24 protein-coding genes are annotated in these 23309 nt (G+C 59.2%); 16 read left to right on the top strand and 8 right to left on the bottom strand.

Translation table 11 applies throughout. The features are described from left to right. Nucleotides 1–90: 90 nt before the first annotated feature. The 4 genes from pcaF to pcaR all read right to left on the bottom strand — a co-directional run bounded on the left by pcaF (nt 91) and on the right by pcaR (nt 4016). Nucleotides 91–1296 (bottom strand): 3-oxoadipyl-CoA thiolase, encoded by a 1206-nt coding sequence (gene pcaF / locus AWM79_RS11170; RefSeq protein ID WP_176986624.1) that lies wholly within the window; start codon nt 1294–1296, stop codon nt 91–93. Beyond that, nucleotides 1293–2075, bottom strand: coding sequence for a CoA-transferase subunit beta (locus AWM79_RS11165; protein ID WP_176986623.1), 783 nt, complete (start codon nt 2073–2075; stop codon nt 1293–1295). The genes pcaF and AWM79_RS11165 overlap by 4 nt, the downstream gene beginning before the upstream one ends. Beyond that, on the bottom strand, nt 2072–2929 hold the full coding sequence (locus AWM79_RS11160) for a CoA transferase subunit A (protein WP_017131021.1): 858 nt from the start codon (nt 2927–2929) through the stop codon (nt 2072–2074). Before AWM79_RS11160 ends, AWM79_RS11165 begins: the two co-directional genes overlap by 4 nt. Nucleotides 2930–3173: 244 nt before the next feature. Then, on the bottom strand, nt 3174–4016 hold the full coding sequence (pcaR, locus tag AWM79_RS11155; RefSeq protein ID WP_017131022.1) for a pca regulon transcriptional regulator PcaR: 843 nt from the start codon (nt 4014–4016) through the stop codon (nt 3174–3176). A 754-nt stretch (nt 4017–4770) separates the two neighbouring features. Between pcaR and AWM79_RS11150 the strand changes: the two genes are divergently transcribed. After that, the gene (locus AWM79_RS11150; protein WP_017131024.1) at nt 4771–4971 is read left to right on the top strand and encodes a hypothetical protein; all 201 of its coding nucleotides are present in this window, start codon (nt 4771–4773) and stop codon (nt 4969–4971) included. A gap of 387 nt (nt 4972–5358) precedes the next feature. Then, nucleotides 5359–6834: an inorganic phosphate transporter gene (locus AWM79_RS11145; RefSeq protein WP_017131025.1), complete on the top strand. Its 1476-nt coding sequence runs from the start codon at nt 5359–5361 to the stop codon at nt 6832–6834. A gap of 213 nt (nt 6835–7047) precedes the next feature. On the opposite strand, the gene ccoM is transcribed toward AWM79_RS11145, so the two are convergent. From ccoM to AWM79_RS11140, 3 genes are all read right to left on the bottom strand, one after another. Next, on the bottom strand, nt 7048–7164 hold the full coding sequence (ccoM, locus tag AWM79_RS25885; RefSeq protein ID WP_017131026.1) for a cytochrome c oxidase subunit CcoM: 117 nt from the start codon (nt 7162–7164) through the stop codon (nt 7048–7050). 143 nt (nt 7165–7307) lie between these two features. Beyond that, nucleotides 7308–7469: a hypothetical protein gene (locus tag AWM79_RS25275; protein WP_017131027.1), complete on the bottom strand. Its 162-nt coding sequence runs from the start codon at nt 7467–7469 to the stop codon at nt 7308–7310. Between the two features lie 258 nt (nt 7470–7727). Continuing rightward, nucleotides 7728–8069 carry a hypothetical protein gene (locus tag AWM79_RS11140; protein WP_017131028.1) on the bottom strand — a complete coding sequence of 114 codons (342 nt, stop codon included), beginning with the start codon at nt 8067–8069 and terminating at the stop codon, nt 7728–7730. Nucleotides 8070–8326: 257 nt separating this feature from the next. Here AWM79_RS11140 and rapA point away from each other — a divergent pair, with 257 nt between their 5' ends. The 3 genes from rapA (at nt 8327) to AWM79_RS11125 (ending at nt 14263) form a co-directional block, all read left to right on the top strand. Next, a complete protein-coding gene (gene rapA / locus AWM79_RS11135) occupies nt 8327–11173 on the top strand; it encodes an RNA polymerase-associated protein RapA (RefSeq protein ID WP_017131029.1) in 2847 nt (948 codons plus the stop codon). Nucleotides 11174–11408: 235 nt separating this feature from the next. Further along, nucleotides 11409–11777: a YkgJ family cysteine cluster protein gene (locus AWM79_RS11130; RefSeq protein ID WP_017131030.1), complete on the top strand. Its 369-nt coding sequence runs from the start codon at nt 11409–11411 to the stop codon at nt 11775–11777. Nucleotides 11778–12088: 311 nt separating this feature from the next. Then, nucleotides 12089–14263 carry a hypothetical protein gene (locus AWM79_RS11125; protein ID WP_060782831.1) on the top strand — a complete coding sequence of 725 codons (2175 nt, stop codon included), beginning with the start codon at nt 12089–12091 and terminating at the stop codon, nt 14261–14263. Between the two features lie 320 nt (nt 14264–14583). On the opposite strand, the gene AWM79_RS11120 is transcribed toward AWM79_RS11125, so the two are convergent. Next, nucleotides 14584–14889 (bottom strand): DUF2288 domain-containing protein, encoded by a 306-nt coding sequence (locus AWM79_RS11120; RefSeq protein WP_060782830.1) that lies wholly within the window; start codon nt 14887–14889, stop codon nt 14584–14586. A gap of 347 nt (nt 14890–15236) precedes the next feature. On the opposite strand from AWM79_RS11120, the gene AWM79_RS11115 reads away from it, so the two are divergent. The 11 genes from AWM79_RS11115 to AWM79_RS11070 all read left to right on the top strand — a co-directional run bounded on the left by AWM79_RS11115 (nt 15237) and on the right by AWM79_RS11070 (nt 23256). Next, nucleotides 15237–16355 (top strand): branched-chain amino acid ABC transporter substrate-binding protein, encoded by a 1119-nt coding sequence (locus AWM79_RS11115; RefSeq protein WP_017131033.1) that lies wholly within the window; start codon nt 15237–15239, stop codon nt 16353–16355. A gap of 45 nt (nt 16356–16400) precedes the next feature. Continuing rightward, a complete protein-coding gene (locus tag AWM79_RS24940) occupies nt 16401–16589 on the top strand; it encodes a hypothetical protein (protein WP_156430100.1) in 189 nt (62 codons plus the stop codon). Beyond that, nucleotides 16582–17505 (top strand): high-affinity branched-chain amino acid ABC transporter permease LivH, encoded by a 924-nt coding sequence (gene livH / locus AWM79_RS11110; protein WP_017131034.1) that lies wholly within the window; start codon nt 16582–16584, stop codon nt 17503–17505. Before AWM79_RS24940 ends, livH begins: the two co-directional genes overlap by 8 nt. Beyond that, nucleotides 17502–18755, top strand: a complete 1254-nt coding sequence (locus tag AWM79_RS11105) for a high-affinity branched-chain amino acid ABC transporter permease LivM (protein ID WP_060782829.1) — start codon at nt 17502–17504, stop codon at nt 18753–18755. Before livH ends, AWM79_RS11105 begins: the two co-directional genes overlap by 4 nt. Beyond that, the gene (gene livG, locus AWM79_RS11100) at nt 18752–19519 is read left to right on the top strand and encodes a high-affinity branched-chain amino acid ABC transporter ATP-binding protein LivG (RefSeq protein WP_017131036.1); all 768 of its coding nucleotides are present in this window, start codon (nt 18752–18754) and stop codon (nt 19517–19519) included. Before AWM79_RS11105 ends, livG begins: the two co-directional genes overlap by 4 nt. Beyond that, a complete protein-coding gene (locus AWM79_RS11095; RefSeq protein WP_017131037.1) occupies nt 19520–20221 on the top strand; it encodes an ABC transporter ATP-binding protein in 702 nt (233 codons plus the stop codon). A gap of 226 nt (nt 20222–20447) precedes the next feature. Beyond that, nucleotides 20448–20747: a BufA1 family periplasmic bufferin-type metallophore gene (locus AWM79_RS11090; protein WP_017131038.1), complete on the top strand. Its 300-nt coding sequence runs from the start codon at nt 20448–20450 to the stop codon at nt 20745–20747. A gap of 26 nt (nt 20748–20773) precedes the next feature. After that, entirely contained in the window at nt 20774–21664 is an 891-nt protein-coding gene (bufB, locus tag AWM79_RS11085; protein ID WP_017131039.1) for an MNIO family bufferin maturase, read from the top strand. Further along, a complete protein-coding gene (locus tag AWM79_RS11080; RefSeq protein ID WP_017131040.1) occupies nt 21661–22437 on the top strand; it encodes an HvfC/BufC N-terminal domain-containing protein in 777 nt (258 codons plus the stop codon). The genes bufB and AWM79_RS11080 overlap by 4 nt, the downstream gene beginning before the upstream one ends. Continuing rightward, nucleotides 22434–22625 carry a hypothetical protein gene (locus AWM79_RS11075; RefSeq protein ID WP_017131041.1) on the top strand — a complete coding sequence of 64 codons (192 nt, stop codon included), beginning with the start codon at nt 22434–22436 and terminating at the stop codon, nt 22623–22625. Before AWM79_RS11080 ends, AWM79_RS11075 begins: the two co-directional genes overlap by 4 nt. A gap of 31 nt (nt 22626–22656) precedes the next feature. After that, the gene (locus AWM79_RS11070; RefSeq protein ID WP_060782828.1) at nt 22657–23256 is read left to right on the top strand and encodes a short chain dehydrogenase; all 600 of its coding nucleotides are present in this window, start codon (nt 22657–22659) and stop codon (nt 23254–23256) included. Nucleotides 23257–23309: the final 53 nt, after the last annotated feature.

The raw sequence follows: 23309 nt of genomic DNA, 5'->3' as shown, positions 1-23309 counted from the left end.
TACTTCGCAACACACCTGTTGCGCAAGAACAATCGCCCAAATGACGGTACTTGGCCATCATTCGGGCTTCTGTTCTATTGCCTACGGATCTCAGATCCGCTCAATCGCCAGCGCCAGCCCCTGTCCGACGCCTACGCACATGGTCGCCAGGCCCTTGCTGCCGCCGATCTTTTCCAGTTGATGGAGCGCCGTCAGCACCAGACGCGCACCGCTCATACCCAGGGGATGACCGAGGGCAATCGCCCCGCCGTTCGGATTGACCTGTGGCGCATCATCAGCGATTCCCAGTTCGCGCAGCACCGCTAGCCCCTGACTGGCGAAGGCCTCATTCAACTCGATAACGTCGAAGTCGCTGACCGCCAGCCCCAGGCGTTCGGTCAACTTGCGCACCGCCGGCACCGGACCGATGCCCATGACTCGCGGGGCGACCCCGGCGCTGGCCATGCCGAGCACTCGGGCACGAGCCCTCAGGCCATGTTTTTTCACTGCCTCGGCAGAGGCCAGGATCAGCGCCGCGGAACCATCGTTGACACCGGAAGCATTGCCGGCAGTGACCGTCTTGTCCGCGCCATTGATCGGCTTAAGTCGGCCCAGGGCTTCCAGCGTGGTATCGGCCCGTGGATGCTCATCTTGCTCGACCAGGGTCTCACCCTTTTTATGGGCAATGCGCACCGGCACGATTTCTTCGCCGAAGAAACCGGCGGCCTGGGCCGCCGCCGTGCGTTGCTGGCTGCGCAGAGCGAAGGCATCCTGGTCGGCACGGGATACCTGATAGTCGTCCGCTACGTTGTCGGCGGTCTGCGGCATCGAATCTACACCGTACTGGGCTTTCATCAACGGATTGATAAAGCGCCAGCCGATGGTGGTGTCTTCCAGCTTCATATTGCGGGAAAACGCCGCGTCGGCCTTGCCCATCACGAACGGGGCACGCGACATGGACTCCACACCGCCAGCAATCGCCAACTCCATCTCACCGCTGGCAATGGCGCGGAACGCGGTGCCGATCGCATCCATCCCCGAGGCGCAGAGACGATTGAGCGTCACACCGGGAATGCTCTGCGGCAGACCCGCCAGCAGCAACGCCATGCGCGCGACGTTGCGGTTGTCCTCGCCGGCCTGGTTGGCGCAGCCGAGAAACACTTCATCGACTTCGTTCCAGTTTACCGATGGGTTGCGCTCCATCAGTGCCTTGATCGGCACAGCGGCCAGATCATCGGCGCGCACGCCGGCCAGGCCACCACCGAAACGGCCAATCGGCGTGCGAACGGCATCACAGATAAAGACTTCACGCATCAGGCTTCTCCAGGGGCTTGGCCATGGGCGGCAGCGGTACGGGCTTCCAGATCACGCAAGGCGGCCAGCTCGATTTCGGTTGGAGCCGCGGTACTGTCCACCTGCTCGGCGAAACGCACAGGCCAACCCGTGGCGGCGATCACCTGTTCACGGGTCACACCTGGATGCAGGGCTGTGACGATAAATTCGTGGCTGTGCGCTTCCGGCTCCATGATGCACAGGTCGGTAATGATGCCCACCGGACCGGCACCCGGTAGCCCAAGACGCTTGCGCGAATCGCCGCCTTCGCCGTGGCCGACCGACGTGATGAAGTCCAACTTATCGACGAAGGAGCGGGCCGATTGCTTGAGAATAATCAGTACGCTCTTCGCCGAACCGGCGATCTCCGGTGCTCCGCCGGCCCCTGGCAAGCGGACTTTGGGCGAGAAGTAATCGCCCACTACCGTGGTGTTGATATTGCCAAAACGGTCGACCTGAGCGGCCCCGAGGAAACCGACGTCGATCCGCCCACCTTGCAGCCAATAGCGGAAAATCTCGCCGGTGGGCACCACGGTGTCGGCGGTTTCCGCCAGTTCGCCGTCACCGATGGACAGCGGCAATACGCTGGGCTTGGCACCGATCGGGCCGGATTCGTAGATCAGCACCACATCCGGCGAAGAGGTCAATCGTGCCAGGTTGGCAGCCTTGGACGGTAGGCCGATACCGACAAAGCAGACCGAGCCGTTCTTCAGGCGACGGGCCGCGGCGACGGTCATCATTTCATTGGTGGTGTAGGTCATTATTTTGCCTCCGACGCACGGGCCAGCTTGGCCTGGAACTCGGCGAAGTCCGCCGTGCCATGGATGTATTCAGCGATCCAGGCGGTAAAGGTTTCACGGTCACGGGCAATCGGGTCCCAGGCCTGATAGAAACGGTTGTCGCGCTCGGTGTAGCCATGGGCATAGGACGGATGCGCGCCACCTGGTACATGACAGACCGCGCTCAACGCCCAGGTCGGCAAGACACAGGAGTTCATCGGCGCGTTCAAGTCATCGACAATTTCCTCGACCGTGACGATGCACCGCCTGGCGGCCAGGGCGGCCTCCTTCTGCACCCCGAGAATCCCCCATAGCAGCACATTGCCCTGGCGGTCGGCTTTCTGCGCGTGGATCACCGTGACATCGGGTCGAACCGAAGGCACGGCGGCAAGCACCTCACCGGTGAACGGGCAGGTCACGCTCTTGATCAACGGGTTGACCTTGGGCAGATCGGAACCGGCGTAGGCACGCAGTACCGCGAATGGCAGGCCAGAAGCACCCGCAACGTAGGCATTGGCCAGGTCGGCGTGGCTGTGCTCTTCGATTTCCAGATCATGGGGCCAGTGTTTCTCGACCGCATCGCGCAGGCGATGCAGGGAACCGACACCTGGGTTGCCACCCCAGGAGAAGATCAGCTTGCGGGCGCAACCGGCACCGATCAACTGGTCGTAGATCAGGTCGGGGGTCATCCGCACCAGTGTCAGGTCTTTCTTGCCCTGACGAATGATTTCATGACCTGCTGCGGTCGGAATCAGATGAGTGAAGCCTTCAAGAGCGACGGTGTCACCGTCGTTGACGAACTGCTTCACCGCTTCATGCAGCGAAAGGATTTCAGCCATGGATGCAGACTCCCGGTTTCAACAAGCCAGCGTGGAAGAAAAAGGCGCGAGGTTCAGCGCCGGAGTGAAACCAGATTAAGTCGGGGCTGGGGGGCAAACAAGCCGATAACCGACTAAGTGTTCGATTATCGAACCGATTGTTTGCAAGCTATCAATATAGAACGAATGACGCTCAGGCAAACCGCTTCAGTGTAAACGGCAGCAGCGGGAGAGCACTTTTGAAGAGAGTGCTCATGCGGGACATTCAGGCAAACACTTGGGCGCTGAGGTCACGACTGGCACTGAGCATGTTCGGCAGGAACCGCTGCTCCAGCTCACTGCGGCTGACGTGTCCGGCATGAGTGCTCACGTTCAGGGCCGCCAGCACCTGGCCCGAGGCGTCATAGATCGGCACGGCGATTGAGCGCAGACCCGGTTCAAGCTCCTGGTCGACGATGCACCAGCCTTGCTGGCGAACTTGCAACAGACATTCGAGCAAGGCTTCGGGGGTGCGCAGGGTACGGCTGGTTTTGGCTGGCAGGTCGACATGGTCGAGGTATTCCTGCAGCGATGCATCGTCCAATGCGGCCAGTAGGATCCGGCCCATGGAGGTACAATAGGCCGGCAGCCGCCCGCCCACGGAAAGATCGACCGAGATCAGCCGCTGGGTCGTGGCCGAGCGGGCAATATAGAGGATGTCATCGCCCTCCAGCGTGGCCATGTTGCAGGCTTCGTGGAGTTGTTCGCTCATGCGATCCAGATAAGGCTGGGCCGACACAGCCAGCGGAGTCGAAGACAAATAGGCATGACCCAGAGTCAAGACCTTGGGCAACAGCGAATAGGTACGTCCATCGGTAGTGGCATAGCCGAGTTTGATCAGCGTATGCAGGCAACGGCGCACGGACGCCCGGGGAATCTCCGTGCGATGGCTGATCTGCGCGATGGTCAAGTGCCGCTTGCGCTCCTGGAACGCTTGCACCACCGCCAGGCCCCGGGCCAGCGAGGTCATGAAATCCGGATCACCGGTAAAGGCCTGGATCCGCTTGGCGGGCGAGGCGACGATAGGCGGCGCCACGAAGTTAAAGACAGTACGCAGTGGGTCGTTCATTCCAGATCCTTGTTCACGCGGTCGGCGGCTCTTACCGGCAGACATCGGCCTGAGCGATAAGCCGGCCAGAGTCGACATTGGGCGATTATCGAACATGGACTCGATAATCGCAATTGCTTCTCAAGTCCTGAAACTTATAACGTCGCCTTGTCGCCCGGTTAATTGCGATACTGGTCAGCTACCTGGCGGAATATCCACCGGTACAGCCTCCCCATGAAATGAGATCGTTGTCCCGACTTGCGGCGAACCGCCGATACATGACACTGCCCTCAATATAGAGCAGGCCCTGCATTTTCAATTAGTACTGCCCGCGCAAAACTTGCTGGGTTAAATTTTCGCCAAAAAACAGGCAGCATCCCGCCAAGTCCTCAAGTTACAGTTCATAACTCCTACGCAACAAAACTCACACACAAAGTTGACGGGCCATCCCTACTTCGCGATAGTATTATTCAAACCGGTCGTTATACTCCGCATATGACATTCGAACCGTCTGGTTCTGTCGTGGTGTCGAGAGCCTTGCTCTCCAGCCCGAGACCAATGTTGAACGTGGATGGCTGCGTTTTGTGGAACCGGGAAACGCTTATCATGACGGTGCTTTCCCTGTCGATCTCGCTCTGGTGCATAGCGCTGCTGTTCTGCCGAAACGTTGTCCAGAGCCAACGACTATAAACCGTTCCGATACGTCACCGGAGTTCGTGGAACTGCCGTATTACGTATCGCCGGGAAACCTTATCAACTCAAATTAGGTAACACAGTGACAAAAGACGAACTGCGCGCGGAACTTGAGCGCCAGGAGCAACGTTACAAGGATGTTTACGGCGGGGAAATTACCACCTACGCTGCACAACCCGAACCAGAACGCAAACCCTGGCGCAAACGAGCCAGCCTCCTGGATCTGGCATTTACCCAGGAACTGCAAAAAATGGAAAAGGAACTCAAAGTCGAAGAGCCTTAAGCACTGCGGTTTTGAACCTTGTGAGGCTTGCCCTTTGCAACTGGTCTCGCTTATCCGGGTTAAGTCAGGCTTATGGACGGCAGCAGCTTGCGCTACCCGCGCCGCCCCCGGCTTCGAACGCCCCATCGGGTTGGATGATGCCCCGGCAGGCCCTCACGCAGAAATTTCACACAATGGTTTCGGCCTTTCATTTCCTCGTCGAAGCCTGATACTCATTGGATATCCTCAATGAAATCATACAGTTGATAAACACACAAAAAAATTGAGGTTTAACGCCTTCCTACTTTTTTTTTCATTGAAGAATGTTACCGGTGAGCAGCTAGTGCATCGATTAACGGGCTTTTCTGGCATAATCGCGCCCCCTTATGACCGGGTCAGAAAACCTTCATGATTGATTTATTCAGCGGACTGGATGCTTGGGTTCTTTTGAGCCTGTTGCTTGCCCTCGCCTTTGTCCTCAGCTTCGAGTTCATCAACGGCTTTCATGACACCGCTAACGCGGTTGCCACAGTGATTTACACCAAAGCCATGCCGCCGCATCTCGCGGTGTTCTCTTCCGGTGTATTCAACTTCTTCGGCGTCTTGCTCGGCGGTGTCGGTGTCGCCTATGCCATCGTGCATCTGCTGCCGGTGGAACTGCTGATCAACGTCAATACAGGCCACGGCCTGGCGATGGTGTTCTCGCTACTGGCCGCTGCCATTACCTGGAACCTGGGTACCTGGTACTTCGGCATCCCGGCGTCGAGCTCCCATACCCTGATCGGCTCGATCTTAGGTGTCGGCCTGGCCAACGCCCTGCTCAACGATATTCCGCTGGCTGACGGGGTCAACTGGCAGAAGGCAATCGATATCGGGGCCTCGCTGGTCTTCTCGCCGCTGGCCGGCATGCTGGTCGCCGGCCTGGTACTGATAGGCCTGAAGTGGTGGCGCCCGTTGTCGAAAATGCATAAAACCCCGGAACAGCGCCGCAAGATCGACGACAAAAAGCATCCGCCCTTCTGGAATCGCCTGGTGCTGGTGGTTTCCGCCATGGCCGTGAGCTTCGTGCACGGTTCCAACGATGGCCAGAAAGGTATCGGGCTGATCATGCTCGTGCTGATCGGTATCGTACCGGCACAGTTCGTCCTCGACCTGAGCACCACGACCTACCAGATCGAGCGTACCCGTGACGCGACATTGCACTTGAGCCAGTTCTATCAGCGCAACAACGCGACCCTGAGCGAGTTCCTGGCCCTGGGCAAAAGCGTGCAGAATGACCTACCGGGCAAGTTCCGTTGCAACCCGCAGCAGACCGAACCGACGATTGCCGCCCTGCTGAACAATCTCAAGGGTGTGACCGACTACCATTCGCTGTCGCCGGAAACGCGCATCGAAGTCCGTCGTTACCTGCTTTGCCTGGATGACACCGCGAAAAAAGTCGGCAAGCTGCCTGGCCTGGATAAGCGTGAGAAGGCGGATCTGGAGAAACTGCGCAAAGACCTGACCACCACCACCGAATACGCGCCGTTCTGGGTGATTCTGGCGGTAGCCCTGGCCCTCGGCCTGGGCACGATGGTCGGCTGGAAGCGGGTGGTGCTGACCATTGGCGAGAAGATCGGCAAGCAGGGCATGACCTATGCCCAAGGCATGTCGGCACAGATCACCACCGCTTGCATGATCGGCCTGGCGAATATTTTCGCCTTGCCGGTCTCGACCACTCACGTGTTGTCGTCGGGTGTCGCGGGTACTATGGTGGCGAACAAGAGCGGACTGCAAAGCAGCACGATCAAGACCATCCTGCTGGCCTGGGTGCTGACCTTACCGGCGACCGTAGGGCTGTCCGCCGGATTGTTCTGGCTCGCCTCGAAGCTGCTCGGCAGCTGAGTCGTTTTCAGTGACACAAAAAAGGTGTGATCTTTGGATTGCACCTTTTTTATGGCTTCCAGTTCCAGACTACACCGGCCAGAACAAGGCCAACATTCACCAGCTCAACGACTACCCTCCAGACATCTGTTTCTAACAATCAGAAACGATAAGGTAAAAAAAAGGCGACCGAAGTCGCCCAAAATGCCTTGCGTGCTCGTCCCCTGGAAAAACCTAGGGCGCTTTGCGCTTATGTGAGTCTTTCCAGATAAAAAAACCGAACCCTGCGAGGAACATCACCATGAGGCTCACCGTCAGTACCCCGGCAATGACCACGTTATCGAAAAACATGACTGACCTCCCGCCTTTATGCTGTTGCGCTAGGGCTAAGTTAGCCAAACCGGCACGGAAGAAAATTGACCGAAGTCAATGCCGCCCGGAATCGGGCGGGGGGAAACAAATTAACTGACGTGCATCAAGTTTCAGCACGACTATCAGCGTTTTTTCGGCTTGTTCTTCGGTTTTTTCTTGGCCTTGCCCAAAGGCAGCGCCTGCTCGAACGCCTGGCGAACTTCATTCAGGCGCTTCTCGTTGAGATCATGGACACGTTTGGTCCGCTCGGTATTCAGGTCGATCAGCTTGTCGTCTTGGCTCATGATCACTGCATCGCTATCTGTCGAATTCAGCCGAAGCCATTCACTTCGACTCGCCTAATCACCTAATAATGAAGGCAAGCGCCTGCGCTGACCAGTCGTGAAACCCGCTCATTGCCGATTAAAATGTGTCCGCACGGGCCAATCGCCGCGTCCGAATGGCTGCCGAGGATCGTAGATATAGGACCTTCCTGCGCTGATGATCTGGGAGGAGATCGGCCTGCCGCCACAGCTCCTACGTCAATTGCCCGCGAAAGGATTTCAGACCTCGACATCGACCAACAGGCCCTGACGCGGCTGTTCTTCCATCAGCGCCACCACCGGCACAGTATGATCGGTGTTCAATTCGTCGCCCGGCACCGCCAGGTGACGCTCAGGATCATCGTCGGCCTCGCGCCGGCGCTGCTGCCGTTCCTGCTGGCGCCGCTGCTCTTCACGCAGCAGCCATGCGGCCTCTTCAGGGTCGCGCTTTTGCAAGTCGATGGTACTTTCGCGGGAGCTTTCCTGAACCGGCACCACGGGCGGGATATCCGGTCGCGGCCGGATAGGGTCCTGCTGGGAAGTCACCGGCAGGACGCTCAAGGGTAGCAGCGGTGGCAGCATGGTTTTTCTCTCCTGTCGGCAGGCTGTCGGCCGCGAGATCGGCGACTTGAGCCGTCGGTCGCGAAACTGTGACCTGAGTATCGTTCAAGGGCGCCATGCGTCCCGACGAACGTCATCGTGGCGACTGTGAGTCTTGTGCTGTGCGGTTTCTCAACAGGGGCCCCATTCGTTGATTGACCACAGATCAATGAGCCTTTGGCCTGAAAGCGTCGATTCCGTTAAGATACTGGGCTTTTTCAAGGCGGGAGTCAGGCAGCATGGCGCAGCACTATCAACCGGGGCAACGCTGGATCAGTGACAGCGAAGCCGAGCTGGGTTTGGGCACCGTTCTGGCACAGGACGGCCGCTTGTTGACCGTGCTCTATCCGGCCACTGGCGACACTCGCCAGTACGCGCTGAGGAATGCGCCTCTCACCCGTGTGCGTTTCTCGCCCGGTGACACCATTACCCACTTCGAAGGCTGGAAGATGACCGTGCGTGAAGTCGACGATGTCGACGGACTGCTGGTCTACCACGGCCTCAACGCGCAGAACGAAGTCGTCACGCTGCCGGAAACCCAGTTGTCGAACTTCATCCAGTTCCGCCTGCCCAGCGACCGCCTGTTCGCCGGGCAGATCGACCCATTGGCGTGGTTCTCCCTGCGCTACCACACCCTGGAACACACCAGCCGCCAGTTGCAGTCTTCGCTCTGGGGCCTGGGCGGTGTCCGTGCGCAACCCATCGCGCACCAGTTACACATCGCCCGGGAAGTCGCCGACCGCATCGCGCCCCGGGTCCTGCTGGCGGACGAGGTCGGCCTGGGCAAGACCATCGAGGCCGGCCTGGTGATCCATCGTCAGTTGCTCAGCGGTCGCGCCAGCCGCGTACTGATCCTGGTACCGGAGAATCTCCAGCACCAGTGGCTGGTGGAAATGCGTCGGCGCTTCAACCTGCAGGTCGCACTGTTCGATGCCGAGCGCTTTATCGAAAGCGATGCCAGCAATCCGTTCGAAGACACCCAACTAGCCCTGGTCGCCCTAGAGTGGCTGGTCGAAGACGAGAAGGCCCAGGATGCGCTGTTCGCCGCCGGCTGGGATCTACTGGTGGTCGACGAGGCCCACCATCTGGTCTGGCATGAAGAGCGGGCAAGCCCGGAATACGTCCTGGTCGAACAGTTGGCCGAGACCATTCCCGGCGTCCTGTTGCTGACCGCCACCCCCGAGCAACTGGGCCAGGACAGCCACTTCGCCCGTCTGCGCCTGCTCGACCCGAATCGTTTCCACGACCTGGCGACCTTCCGCGCCGAAAGCGAAAACTATCGCCCAGTGGCCGAAGCGGTGCAGGAACTGCTGGATCAAGGTCGCCTGTCTCCCGCCGCGCACAAGACCATTCAAGGTTTCCTCGGTGACGAAGGCGAAGCGCTGCTCACCGCCGTCAACGCCGGCGATAGCGAAGCCAGCGCCCGTTTGGTCCGCGAACTGCTGGACCGCCATGGCACCGGCCGCGTGCTATTTCGCAACACCCGCGCCGCCGTCCGGGGTTTCCCAGAGCGCAAGCTGCACGCCTATCCACTGCCAACCCCGGACGAATACCTGGAACTGCCGCTGGGCGAACACGCCGAACTGTACCCGGAAGTCAGCTTCCAGTCCCAGCCGGACGCCAACGAAGAACAACGCTGGTGGCGCTTCGATCCGCGCGTCGAGTGGCTGATCGATCAGTTGAAAATGCTCAAGCGCACCAAAGTACTGGTGATCTGCGCCCACGCCGAAACCGCCATGGACCTGGAGGATGCCCTGCGCGTGCGTTCCGGTATTCCGGCCACAGTGTTCCACGAGGGCATGAACATCCTCGAGCGTGACCGCGCCGCGGCCTATTTCGCCGACGAGGAATTCGGCGCCCAGGTGCTGATCTGCTCGGAAATCGGCAGTGAAGGTCGCAACTTCCAGTTCTCCCATCATCTGGTGTTGTTCGATCTGCCGTCGCACCCTGACCTGCTGGAACAGCGGATCGGTCGTCTTGACCGGATCGGCCAGAAACACGTGATCGAACTGCATGTACCGTACCTGGAGACCAGCCCGCAAGAGCGCCTGTTCCAGTGGTATCACCAGGCGCTGAACGCTTTCCTCAACACCTGCCCGACCGGCAACGCCCTACAGCACCAGTTCGGCCCGCGCCTGCTGCCGCTGCTCGAAGGCGGCGACGATGGCGAATGGCAAGCACTGGTTGACGAAGCCCGGACCGAGCGCGAGCGCCTGGAAGCCGAACTGCACACCGGTCGCGACCGTCTGCTTGAACTCAACTCCGGCGGTGCCGGCGAAGGCGACGCGCTGGTCGAGGCGATCCATGAGCAGGATGACCAGTTCGCTCTGCCGATCTACATGGAAACTCTATTCGACGCCTTTGGCATCGACAGCGAAGACCACTCGGAAAACGCCCTGATCCTCAAGCCGAGCGAGAAGATGCTCGACGCCAGCTTCCCACTGGGCGACGATGAAGGCGTGACCATCACCTACGATCGCAACCAAGCGCTGTCGCGCGAAGACATGCAGTTCATCACCTGGGAACACCCGATGGTGCAGGGCGGCATGGATCTGGTGCTGTCCGGCTCGATGGGCAACACCGCCGTGGCGCTGATCAAGAACAAGGCGCTGAAGCCGGGCACCGTGCTGCTGGAGCTGCTGTATGTCAGCGAGGTGGTCGCCCCGCGCTCGCTGCAATTGGGTCGCTACCTGCCACCGGCCGCCCTGCGCTGCCTGCTGGATGCCAATGGCAACGACCTGTCGACCCGCGTCGCCTTCGAGACCCTGAACGACCAGTTGGAAAGTGTGCCACGGGCCAGCGCCAACAAGTTCATCCAGGCCCAGCGCGACAACCTGACGCCGAAGATCAACGCCGGGGAAGCGAAGATTGCCCCCCGTCACGCCGAGCGCGTGGCCGAAGCACAACGTCGCCTGGCTGCCGATACCGATGAAGAGCTGGCGCGCCTGACCGCGTTGCAGGCGGTTAACCCGACCGTGCGCGACAGCGAGCTGGTGGCGCTGCGTCAGCAACGCGAGCAGGGCCTGGCGATGCTTGAAAAAGCCGCGCTGCGCCTGGAGGCAATTCGGGTGCTGGTCGCCGGTTAAGCTCATTCATCACTGCGGGAGTCGGTGCTTTGCGTCCCTTTGCGGGCGACTCGGTCTCAAACGGCCACAAGCACCGCCTCCCGCTCATCGGCCAGCATTCGCACCGCCGATACTGAGTTCCGAGGGCGCTGTCTCAGCGCCTGAAAAATATTTGTAACACCTCCTTACAAAGTCACGACCGAAGCCTAGAATGGCGCGGGATTACCCCCTTCCCTTCTTCCTTCGTTGAGCTTCCATGCCTGATGCTAATCCGTGTCTGAATTGCGGTGCCTGCTGTGCCTATTTTCGCGTGTCGTTCTACTGGGGTGAGTGCGTCTCGGGTGGCGGCCTGGTGCCCGACGAACTGGTCACCCAAATCAGCCCAAGCCGCGTCGCCATGCTCGGAACCGAAGCGCGTAAGCCGCGTTGCACCGCGCTTAAGGGCGAAGTCGGGGAGCAAGTCAGTTGCTCGATCTATCATCAGCGCTCCAGCCCCTGCCGTGAATTCGCAGCCGCCTGGGTCGATGACGAACCCAACGAGCGCTGCGACGCCGCTCGGGCCGCCTTCGGCCTGGCGCCACTGGAACCTGAACAGAAAGCCACTTTAGTCCCCATCGCTGTTTAGGACTCCTAAAACATGGGCGGTATCCCGCCATCAACCTCTACTGCTATGAGTGACACGCGATACGCCAACGCGTGGATCTCAACCAATACTCGGAGAAAGTAATACAAAATTCACAAAAAGTTCCCCGTCAATTAAAGAACGTCAATGATTGGCCGATTCAACGGTATTCGAGCAAGGATCGCCCTCGCTGAGCCTGGGATAAAACCCTATCGCTCAAGCCAATATCGCGCGGTAAAGTCGCGACCTCTCATTCCGTGATGGCGCGTTGACATCCTCTCGACCGCCCAACCAGACCAGGTATATGGCGCACAATGACCTCTAAAAACCACCCGGCCAACCCAGTATCCGATCTGATAGTGCCCACGGTCGCGGAAAAACCTTCCAAGGTCCATTCCACACCGCGTCCATTGGCGACGCAGCAGTACCTTTATTTCACTGAAACCAATACGGATCGTATTCTCGACAACCTCGACGGCTTGCGCGACATGGTCTTCCCCAGCTCAGCGCATCCGGAGGGTGAAAACGAAGCGCGCCGCGAGCAGCAATTTCCTTCCGTATGCCTGATCGGCCTGGGTCGCTGCGGTTCGAACATTGCGCTGGACGTCGCCGAACTGGTGTACAACGCTCGCAAGTTCTACCTCAACGAGTTCAACAACGAGGACACCACCACCGACAAGGGCTATCGCCCTGCCCAGTGGATTCGCCACAACCTGCGCCTGGGGCAGAACAAATCCGCCAAGCCGGTGTTCCTGGTCGAACCGCTGGTGATGCTCGGCGATCTGGACAAAGACATCGCCGGACGTATCCGCTTCTCCCGCAAAGGTGAGAAAAGCGGCTTTATCCGCGACTACAGCAAGATGAAGATCATGGATCTGTCGGAAGTCCATGCCGGTGGCGCCGGTAACGCGCCGATCCTCGGCCAGTACCTGGCCAAGATCATCCTGAACAAAGACACCCAGCGTTTCTCCAGCCCCGACTGGAAGATGATCCATTCGTACCTGATCGACTCTTGTGGCATCAAAGCCAATCAGTCGCGCCTGTACTTCTCGATCTTCAGCGCCGGCGGCGGTACTGGATCGGGCATGGCCTCGGAGTTCGGCCTGGCTCAACAGTATTCGTACATGAACAAGACGTTCGACACCAAGCCGATGGACGAGCACGACAGCAAGAGCGGCCACGCCTTTGTCTTCGAGCCGATCTTCACCAGCGGCATCTGCGTACTGCCGAATATTTCCGATCATCGCAGCGAAATGTCCGAGGCCTTGCACATCAACGCCGGTCGCCTGCTCTGTAAGTACCTGTCCGAAGAATGGGACTTCTCGTACAACTTCGACAATGAGGACAGCAGCGAAGCCAGCGTCATGGGCCGCATCCGCCCCTGGAACGCGATGATGCTGATCTCCAACGACATCATGCGTTATGCCGAAGAGAACGATGACGGCAATATCCAGAACATTGATGTCAATGCCATGGAGAAACACGCCAACCAGTACATCTCCCAGCAGATTTTCAATATTCTCACCGCCCAAGCGGTGACCACCGACTACGACCAGAACTATTTCCGGCGTGCCGGCATCGACATCGGCGAGACTATTCGCCTGGATGCCAATGACCTGTTCATGAGCCTGGCCGGTCCGGTGGCCATCGCCTACGCGGAATCGGTGGTACCGGAACAACCAGTGCCCACCGGCGATAAATTCAAAGTGTTCGAGAAAGAACCGCAGCGTCTGAACATCGATGACCTGTTCTTCCGCTCCATCGACCTGCCACACTTTAACAAGGTCACCCAGGCGATCGAGGGCATCAGTCTGCTACCGATCGAATCCAAGCGTTACCGCGCGGCCCTGGAGCAGTACAAAGCCTCGGGTTACGACGCGGCGGCCCTGCACGACTTGCACTTCTTCAAGAACTGCTCGTCGGTAGTGTCGATTGTCTCGCTGCCCAAGGACTACAAACTGTCCTACATGGACCTCAACCGACTCAAGACCCACCTCAATAGCCTGTTCCCCAACACCACGCTCAAGCGCTACGCACTGGTGATCGGCGCTTCGGCCAACCTGTCGCTGACTACCCTGATCGCCAAGAGCCCGTGCCTGTCGGACGATTTCCTGACCCTGATCGTGGCCTTCATCAAGCGCTGCTTCGCCCGTAACCCGTACCGTTTCGACGATACGCTGGACAACTCGATGCTCGACTTCATCACCCGTGACGAGTTCGACGAAGGGCATATCGACGATCTGCTCAACGAGTTCGAGAACCCGGCGAAGATCCTCGATACCAACTGGTATGCGATCAAACCGATGTACGAGAAGAAGTACCGTGAACTGATCAACGACAAGGACAAGTTCGTCTCGATCAACGATATTCGCCTGTCCCGCGATTGCGTAAAAAAGGCCATCAAGTACCTGCGCGAGATCTACCGGCATCGGATCGGCAAGACCCGGGTCATTTCGTTGAATAACCACACCGGCAAAACCGAGTATTAGGTGCTGTAGGAAATATTTTCGAGCGAAGGCCAAGCGAGGACTGACCGGGGTCGCAGGCAACTTTACGGGTTGTAAATGAGCCTGCTTTCAACGCAACATCGGCAAGCGCAAATACATTTCGTACAGCGTCTGGGCACGATCCCGCGGCAGCTGGCTGACGGTTCCCGCAATACGGCGCCTGACTTGAGACAGTTCCGGGGTTCAGAAGACTGTGGATTTTCTCCACGAGCAAACTGCCACTACTGCTCTGGGCGGTTACTGGCCTACACACTCATAGGCCATAAACGCATAAGGCATATGCACCATTGCAGTGCGCTAAATTATTTTTCTACCCGTTCCTGGGTCATTACCCAAGGCGACACCACCACCGCCCACAGGTCAGGATCTCGCTCGAAAAGGTCCTGCGCCCGCGTTTCAGACACCTTGGCAAGCTCCCCGGCGGCCAGCCAGCCCGCCACTTTGTCAGCCTGGTTGGCGGCCATGGCCTCGGCGACCGCGATCAAATCCAGCGAAGGCTCGACCCACAGTAGTGCACCCCGGGCGAAGAACGGTTGCAGCTCTTCCCAGCGGATCGCTGCAGTTTCACCAAGCAGCTTGGCATAGAGGGTGCTAGGTTGTTCAATCATGGGTTTCTACCTGAGAAAAAATCAGCGCAATCATAACGTCGCGACTCAGGCAGAAAAACCCGGATGCAATGGTTGGGATGAAAGAGGAATCAGGGGAGCCAGGGATCGCCGTGTGGGATCAGCAACATCCAGATAACAATCTGCAGGGCAATCCGCCGCCATTCTGTCTTTTTCTTTCATTTAAGCGACACTCCCCGATTTTGCCCTCGGCTGCCCGCTATTCAAGCGATTAACGGGCGCTCTAAACTGTATCGGTACAGTTGCCGGGGAAACCGGGGTTCGCAAACCCGGTTCTGCTGCCTTGGCGTCAGGACTATAAAAATTACAACAGTAAGAGTGGAGCACTAATGACTAAGCAGATTTCCAAACTGTTCGCCGCTATGGTTCTGGCCGGGATTGCCAGCCATTCGTTCGCCGCAGACACCCTCAAGATCGGCATTGCCGGCCCGAAAACCGGCCCAGTGACCCAGTACGGCGACATGCAATTCATGGGTGCGAAACAGGCCATCAAGGACATCAACGCCAAGGGCGGCGTCGACGGCAAGATGCTCGAAGCCAAGGAGTACGACGATGCCTGCGACCCTAAACAGGCCGTAGCCGTGGCCAACAAAGTGGTCAACGATGGCGTCAAGTTCGTGATCGGCCACCTCTGCTCCAGCTCCACCCAACCAGCTTCGGACATCTACGAAGACGAAGGCGTGATCATGATCACGCCGGCCGCCACCAGCCCGGAAATCACCGCTCGCGGCTACAAGATGATCTTCCGCACCATCGGCCTGGACAGTGCCCAGGGCCCTGCCGCCGGTAACTACATCGCCGACCACGTCAAGCCGAAAGTGGTTGCCGTGCTGCACGACAAGCAGCAATACGGCGAAGGCATCGCCACCGCGGTCAAGCAGACCCTCGAGAGCAAAGAGATAAAGGTTGCCGTCTTCGAAGGCCTGAACGCCGGTGACAAGGATTTCTCCTCGATCATCCAGAAACTCAAGCAAGCCAAGGTCGACTTCGTCTACTACGGCGGCTACCATCCTGAGCTGGGTCTGATCCTGCGCCAGTCCAAGGAAAAAGGCCTGAACGCCAAGTTCATGGGGCCGGAAGGCGTCGGTAACGACTCCATCTCGCAGATCGCCCAGGACGCTTCCGAAGGTCTGCTGGTGACCTTGCCCAAATCCTTCGATGCGGCCCCGGAAAACAAAGCCATCGTTGACGCCATCAAGGCCGATGGCAAGGACCCGAGCGGCCCGTTCGTATTCCCGGCCTACTCAGCGGTCCAAGTCATCGCCGAAGGCATCAAGTCGGCAAAGAGCGAAGACACCGCCAAGGTGGCAGCCGCCATCCACGCCGGTACCTTCAAGACCCCGACCGGCGACCTGAGCTTCGACGCCAAAGGCGACCTGAAGGACTTCAAGTTCGTGGTTTACCAGTGGCACTTCGGCAAACCGAAAACCGAAGTCTCCCCTCAGTAAGTCAGGCCTGAAAGGTCAAGAAGCCCACTGTGCAAGCAGTGGGCTTTGTTTTACGAGGTTTATGGGCCCGACACCCGCGATCCGGGAGCTGGCTCACCTGAAAATCTTAAAACCGTCACCAGCGGTTCGCTGGCAAAAGTTCGTGCCGACATGACCACAGACCACGGCGCCGGGCTGGAACATGACTCCACCAGTGAAATGCGTATCGGGTTTTTAGGAGCGTGTAATGCCTGAGATCTATCACTTCTTCCAACAGCTGGTTAATGGCCTGACCATTGGCAGCACCTATGCCTTGATAGCCATTGGCTACACAATGGTTTACGGCATTATTGGAATGATCAACTTCGCCCATGGCGAGGTGTACATGATTGGTTCCTACGTGGCCTTCATCGCCCTCGCCGGGCTGGCCATGCTGGGTATCCACTCACTGCCGCTGTTAATGACCGCCGCGTTCATCGCGACAATCGTCGTGACCAGTGCCTATGGCTACAGTATCGAGCGCGTCGCCTACCGTCCCCTGCGCGGCAGCAACCGACTGATTCCGCTGATTTCCGCCATCGGCATGTCGATTTTCCTGCAGAACACCGTGTTGCTGTCCCAGGATTCCAAGGACAAGTCCATCCCCAACCTGATCCCGGGGAGTTTCTCCTTTGGTCCGGGCGGCGCGGAGGAAGTACTGATTTCCTATATGCAGATACTGGTATTCATCGTCACCCTGGTGGCCATGACCGGGCTGACCCTGTTCATTTCCCGTTCACGCCTTGGCCGCGCCTGTCGCGCCTGCGCCGAAGATATCAAGATGGCCAATCTGCTAGGCATCAATACCAACAACATCATCGCCCTAACCTTCGTCATCGGCGCTGCCCTCGCAGCGATCGCCGCCGTGCTGCTGAGCATGCAATACGGCGTGATCAACCCCAACGCTGGCTTCCTGGTAGGCCTGAAGGCCTTCACCGCGGCAGTTCTGGGCGGCATTGGCAGCATTCCGGGCGCCATGCTCGGCGGGCTGGTGCTGGGGGTGGCCGAAGCCTTTGGCGCCGATGTGTTCGGCGACCAGTACAAGGACGTGGTGGCGTTCGGTCTTTTGGTTCTGGTGCTGTTGTTCCGGCCGACCGGCATTCTGGGCCGTCCGGAGGTTGAGAAAGTATGAACAGATATCTCAAATCGGCGTTCTTCAGCGCCTTGCTGGTATGGGCCGTGGCCTTTCCGGTGCTCGGCCTCAAGTTGAGCATCGTCGGGATCAACCTCCAAGTGCATGGCACCGGGCCGGTGACCCTGAGCATCATCGCCCTCTGCTCGGTGCTGATGTTCCTGCGTGTACTGTTCAGCGAACAATTCAATGCGATGTTCAAGTCGTCCCGAGGCCCGCTGGTCTCGCCCAAAGTCGGCCAGTTCCTGACCCTGCCGCGTACCCAGCGCTGGATCACCATCGGCCTGATCGTCGCCGCGCTGATCTGGCCGTTCTTCGGCTCACGCGGCGCGGTCGACATCGCCACCCTGATCCTGATCTATGTGCTGCTGGGCCTGGGCCTGAACATCGTGGTCGGCCTGGCCGGCCTGCTCGATCTGGGCTATGTGGGTTTCTACGCCGTGGGCGCTTACAGCTATGCGCTGCTGTCACACTACTTCGGCTGGAGCTTCTGGATCTGCCTGCCGATCGCCGGCCTGATGGCCGCCACCTTCGGCTTCCTCCTGGGTTTTCCGGTGCTGCGTTTGCGTGGCGACTACCTGGCCATCGTGACCCTGGGTTTCGGGGAAATCATCCGGCTGTTCCTGCGTAATCTCACCGACCTCACCGGCGGTCCCAACGGCATCAGCAACATTCCCAAGCCGACCTTCTTCGGACTGTCGTTCGACCGTACCGCCGCCGAAGGCATGCAGACCTTCCACGCATTCTTCGGGCTGGACTACAACCCGGTGAGCAAGGTGGTGTTCCTGTACCTGGTGGCCCTGGTGCTGGCGTTGTTCGCCCTGTTTGTGATCAACCGCCTGCTACGCATGCCCATCGGCCGTGCCTGGGAAGCGCTGCGTGAAGATGAGATCGCCTGCCGGGCGCTGGGTTTGAATCCGACAGTGATCAAGCTGTCGGCCTTTACTCTCGGTGCCGCGTTTGCCGGTTTCGCCGGCAGCTTCTTTGCCGCGCGCCAGGGACTGGTGACGCCGGAGTCGTTCACCTTCATCGAGTCGGCGATCATCCTCGCCATCGTCGTATTGGGTGGCATGGGCTCGCAACTGGGCGTAATCCTGGCGGCCATCGTGATGATTCTGCTGCCGGAAATGATGCGTGAGTTCAGTGAATACCGCATGTTGATGTTCGGCGCCTTGATGGTGCTGATGATGATCTGGCGGCCGCAAGGCTTGCTGCCCATGCAACGTCCACACATGGAGCTGCGCAAATGAGCCGCGAGATCCTTAAAGTAGAAAACCTGAGCATGCGCTTCGGCGGCCTGCTGGCGGTCAACCGCGTGGCCCTGACCGTCCAGGAGAAACAAGTGGTGGCGCTGATCGGCCCGAACGGCGCCGGCAAGACCACGGTGTTCAACTGCCTGACCGGTTTTTACAAGCCGAGCGCCGGTAGCATCCTGCTCGACGGCCAGCCGATCCAGGGCCTGGCCGGCCATCAAATTGCCCGCAAGGGCGTGGTACGGACCTTCCAGAACGTGCGCCTGTTCAAGGACATGACGGCGCTCGAAAACCTGTTGATCGCCCAGCACCGGCACCTTAACACCAATTTCCTGGCCGGGCTGTTCAAGACCCCGTCGTTCCGCAAGAGCGAGCGCCAAGCCATGGAGTACGCCGGGTACTGGTTGGAGCAAGTCAACCTGACCGAGTTCGCCAACCGCCCGGCCGGCACCTTGGCCTATGGTCAGCAGCGTCGCCTGGAAATCGCCCGTTGCATGATGACCCGCCCGCGGATCCTGATGCTCGACGAACCGGCGGCCGGCCTCAACCCACGGGAAACCGACGACCTCAAGGCGCTGATCAGCGTGCTGCGCGAGGAGCACAACGTCACGGTCCTGTTGATCGAGCACGACATGAAATTGGTCATGAGCATTTCCGATCACATCGTCGTGATCAACCAGGGCACACCGTTGGCCAACGGCACGCCACAACAGATCCGCGACAATCCCGAAGTGATCAAAGCCTATCTGGGGGAAGCGTAAATGCTGCAATTCGAAAACGTTTCCACCTTCTACGGCAAGATTCAGGCCCTGCACAGTGTCAACGTGGAGATTCGCCAAGGCGAAATCGTCACCCTGATCGGTGCCAACGGCGCGGGTAAGTCGACCCTGTTGATGACCCTCTGCGGCTCGCCAAGGGCCCATGCCGGCAGCATCCGTTACTTGGGCGAGGAATTGGTGGGGCAGGAATGCTCGCAGATCATGCGCAAGAGCATCGCGGTAGTGCCGGAAGGTCGTCGCGTGTTCTCGCGACTGACCGTGGAAGAGAACCTCGCCATGGGTGGTTTCTTTACCGACAAGGGCGATTATCAGGCGCAAATGGACAAGGTCCTGGAACTGTTCCCACGGCTCAAGGAGCGCTTCAGCCAGCGTGGCGGCACCATGTCCGGCGGCGAACAACAGATGCTCGCCATTGGCCGGGCACTGATGAGCAAGCCCAAGCTATTGCTGCTCGACGAGCCTTCGCTGGGCCTGGCGCCGATCATCATCCAGCAGATCTTCGATATTATCGAACAACTGCGCAAGGACGGTGTAACGGTGTTCCTGGTGGAGCAGAACGCCAACCAGGCGCTGAAAATCGCCGACCGCGCCTATGTACTGGAAAACGGTCGGGTGGTGATGGAAGGCAGTGGCGACGACCTGCTGACCGATCCCAAGGTACGCGAAGCGTATTTGGGCGGTTGATCTACCACGCAGCCAGCATCCGCTGCTTGAAAGCCTGACGGAAAGCCTCGATTTCGGGGCTTTCCTTTATCCATCAAAACACCAGGAGGGCGAGCTTGGTAGCCTCCCGAAAAATAATCGATTATTTTTGCACCCCGAGGTAGCAAGCCTCGCCCTCGCCGCTCAATTAAGGCGGCTACGCGATGCAATCCCTGCTTCCACCACTGATAGCCATCGGAGATCGACCATGAGCACTACTTCCCGCGCCCTATCTGCCACTACCCTCGCCCTGACCCTGGGTTCTGCCCTGAGCATCGCCGCGTTGCCGATGACCGTGCATGCCGACGATGCCGCAAAAATGGAAAAATGCTACGGCGTGGCCCTCAAAGGCCAGAACGATTGCGCCGCGGGTGCCGGCACCAGTTGCGCTGGGACTTCGTCCAAGGACTATCAAGCCAATGCCTGGAAACTCGTGCCGGCAGGCACTTGCGAGACCACCAAGACCCCGAACGGCATGGGTAGCCTGAAACAAGGCCCAGCAGCCTGATCGCTTCACTTGCCTGAGCAGCAAAAATGTCCACGGCACGGCAACCCGCTACCCGTCATCGCGCTCCGGTCGTTGGCCTTGAGCTTCCACCCCGCGCCGGGCTGGGGCTCAAGGCCGAACACTTCCAGGTGATCCTGGAAACCCGCCCCGACCTGGGTTTCTTCGAGGTCCATGCCGAAAACTATATGGTCGCCGGCGGACCGTTTCACCATTACCTGGGCTTGATCCGCGAACAGTATCCGCTGTCGCTGCATGGCGTCGGCCTATCCATCGGCGCCGAAGGCCCGCTGGACAAGCAGCACCTCAAGCGTCTGGCGCTGCTGATCGAGCGTTATCAACCCTATGCCTTTTCCGAACACCTGGCCTGGTCGAGCCACGGCCCGGTGTTTCTCAACGACCTGCTGCCGTTGGCCTATGACCAGGCGACCTTGCAGCGGGTTTGCGAGCATGTCGACCAGGTACAAAGCACCTTGAAACAGCCGATGCTGCTGGAGAACCCGGCCACCTACCTGCAATTGGAGCGCTCAACCCTGGACGAGGCGGATTTTATCAGCGAGGTCGTCCGCCGTACCGGCTGCGGGTTGCTGCTGGACGTGAACAACGTCTATGTCTCCAGCATCAACCACCAGCGCGATGCGCTGACCTATATCGAGGCACTGCCACTGCACACGGTGGGAGAAATCCACCTGGCCGGATTCGCCGAAGACGCCGACAACCTGGGTGACCGGCTGCTGATCGACGATCACGGCGCACCCATCGACCAGGCGGTCTGGACCCTGTATCAACAGGTACTGACGAAGATCGGCGCGATGCCGACCCTGATTGAACGCGACAACCGCGTCCCCGACTTTGCCGTGCTCCTTGCCGAATCCGCTCAGGCCCAATCACTGCTGGATCGAGTCGAGCGCTACCGATGAGCGAGCAGGCCCGCTTCAGCGCCGCGCTGCTCGACCCGCGACAGCCTTGCCCACCCGGTTTGTGCAGCGCCAATGGAGCTGACCCTGCCAGTCGTTTCGCGGTGTACCGCAACAATGTCCAGAGTTCGCTGATCAATGCCCTGGCGGACAGCTATCCGGTGGTCAGGCAATTGGTCGGCGAAGCGTTCTTCCGGGCCATGGCCGGTGTCTATGTCCAGCATTACCCGCCCAGCAGTCCGATCCTCAGCCACTATGGCGAGGATTTCGGTGGTTTTATCCAGGGTTTTGCACCGGCGGCGAGCGTGCCGTACCTGGCCGACGTCGCCCGCCTGGAGCGATTGCGGATCAACGCCTATCACGCCGCCGATGCAACGCCAGTGAGCCCGGAACAGATCGGCCATTACCTGGGGGATCCCGAATCCCTGATGACTTTACGGATTCACCTGCATCCCAGTCTCGCGGCACTCGCTTCACCCCATGCCGTGGTATCGCTATGGCAAGCCCATCAAGGCGAAGGCCAACTGAACCAGGTCGATCCGACACAAGGCGAAGCCGCGCTGGTCTTGCGCCAGCACTGGCAAGTCCAGGTGTTCAGAATCGACAGGGGCACCCTGGCATTTATCCACAGCCTGCGAAACCAAACGCCGCTGGAACGGGCCATTACCCGCGCAGGTGATGCCTGTGCCGAGTTCGATCCAAGCCAGGCGCTCGCCCTGCTGATTCGTCACGGCGCCATCATTCACCTGCAACCAGAAGAAAAGCGCCAACCATGAAACTGCGCAAGCCTGTCGTGCGCCCGATGGTGAGGATAGTCCGGTTGTTCAAGAAGCTCCCTTACCGCTTGATTGTCTTTGTCGCCCGTTTCTCCATCGCCGCCGTATTCTGGAAATCCGAGCAGACCAAGGGCCCAGGGTGTGACCTATTCGCGCGTCTACCTGCAGGAAAATCCGCTCTAGACTGAGGATTCAACCTCACGCTGGAGCAACCACAGGATGAAAATTCTTTTGATCGGCGCCCTGGGCACCATCGGTTCGGCCATCGAGAAAGAACTGGCCCCACGCCACGAAATCATCAAGATCGGTCGCACCCACGGCGACCTGCACGCGGATATCAGCGACGGCGCATCGATTCGCCAGTTGTTCGAACAGACCGGTCAGTTCGATGCGCTGATCTGCGCCGCCGGTAATGTCAATTTCATGCCCCTGGCCGACATGAGCGAAAAGGACTTTGCACTGGGCTTGCAAGACAAGTTGATGGGTCAGGTCAATCTGGTGTTGATCGGTCGCAAATACGCCAATGACGGTGCTTCGTTCACCCTCACCTCCGGTATCCTGAGCCACGACCCGATTCGCTACGGCGTCTCGGCCAGCCTGGTCAACGGTGCGATCGACAGCTTCGTCAGGGCAGCGGCCATTGAGTTGCCTCGTGGCCTGCGGGTGAACTCGGTGAGCCCGAACCTGCTGGTCGAAGCCGTGGACCGCCACGGGCCTTACTTTCGCGGCTTCAAACCGGTGCCGGCGGTGGATGTGGCATTGGCCTACGCCAAGAGCGTGGAAGGCTTGCAGACCGGCCAGACCTACCGCGTCGGTTGAATGGTGCCCTACCGTGGCAAGCGGGCTTGTGGTGCTCGCCCAGCCTGAGTAAC

Origin of the sequence: Pseudomonas agarici (assembly GCF_001543125.1) — a bacterium.
GTDB classification, from domain to species: domain Bacteria; phylum Pseudomonadota; class Gammaproteobacteria; order Pseudomonadales; family Pseudomonadaceae; genus Aquipseudomonas; species Aquipseudomonas agarici.
Note: the sequence above shows the minus strand (reverse complement) of the source record. Positions and strands in the feature narration are given on the sequence as shown.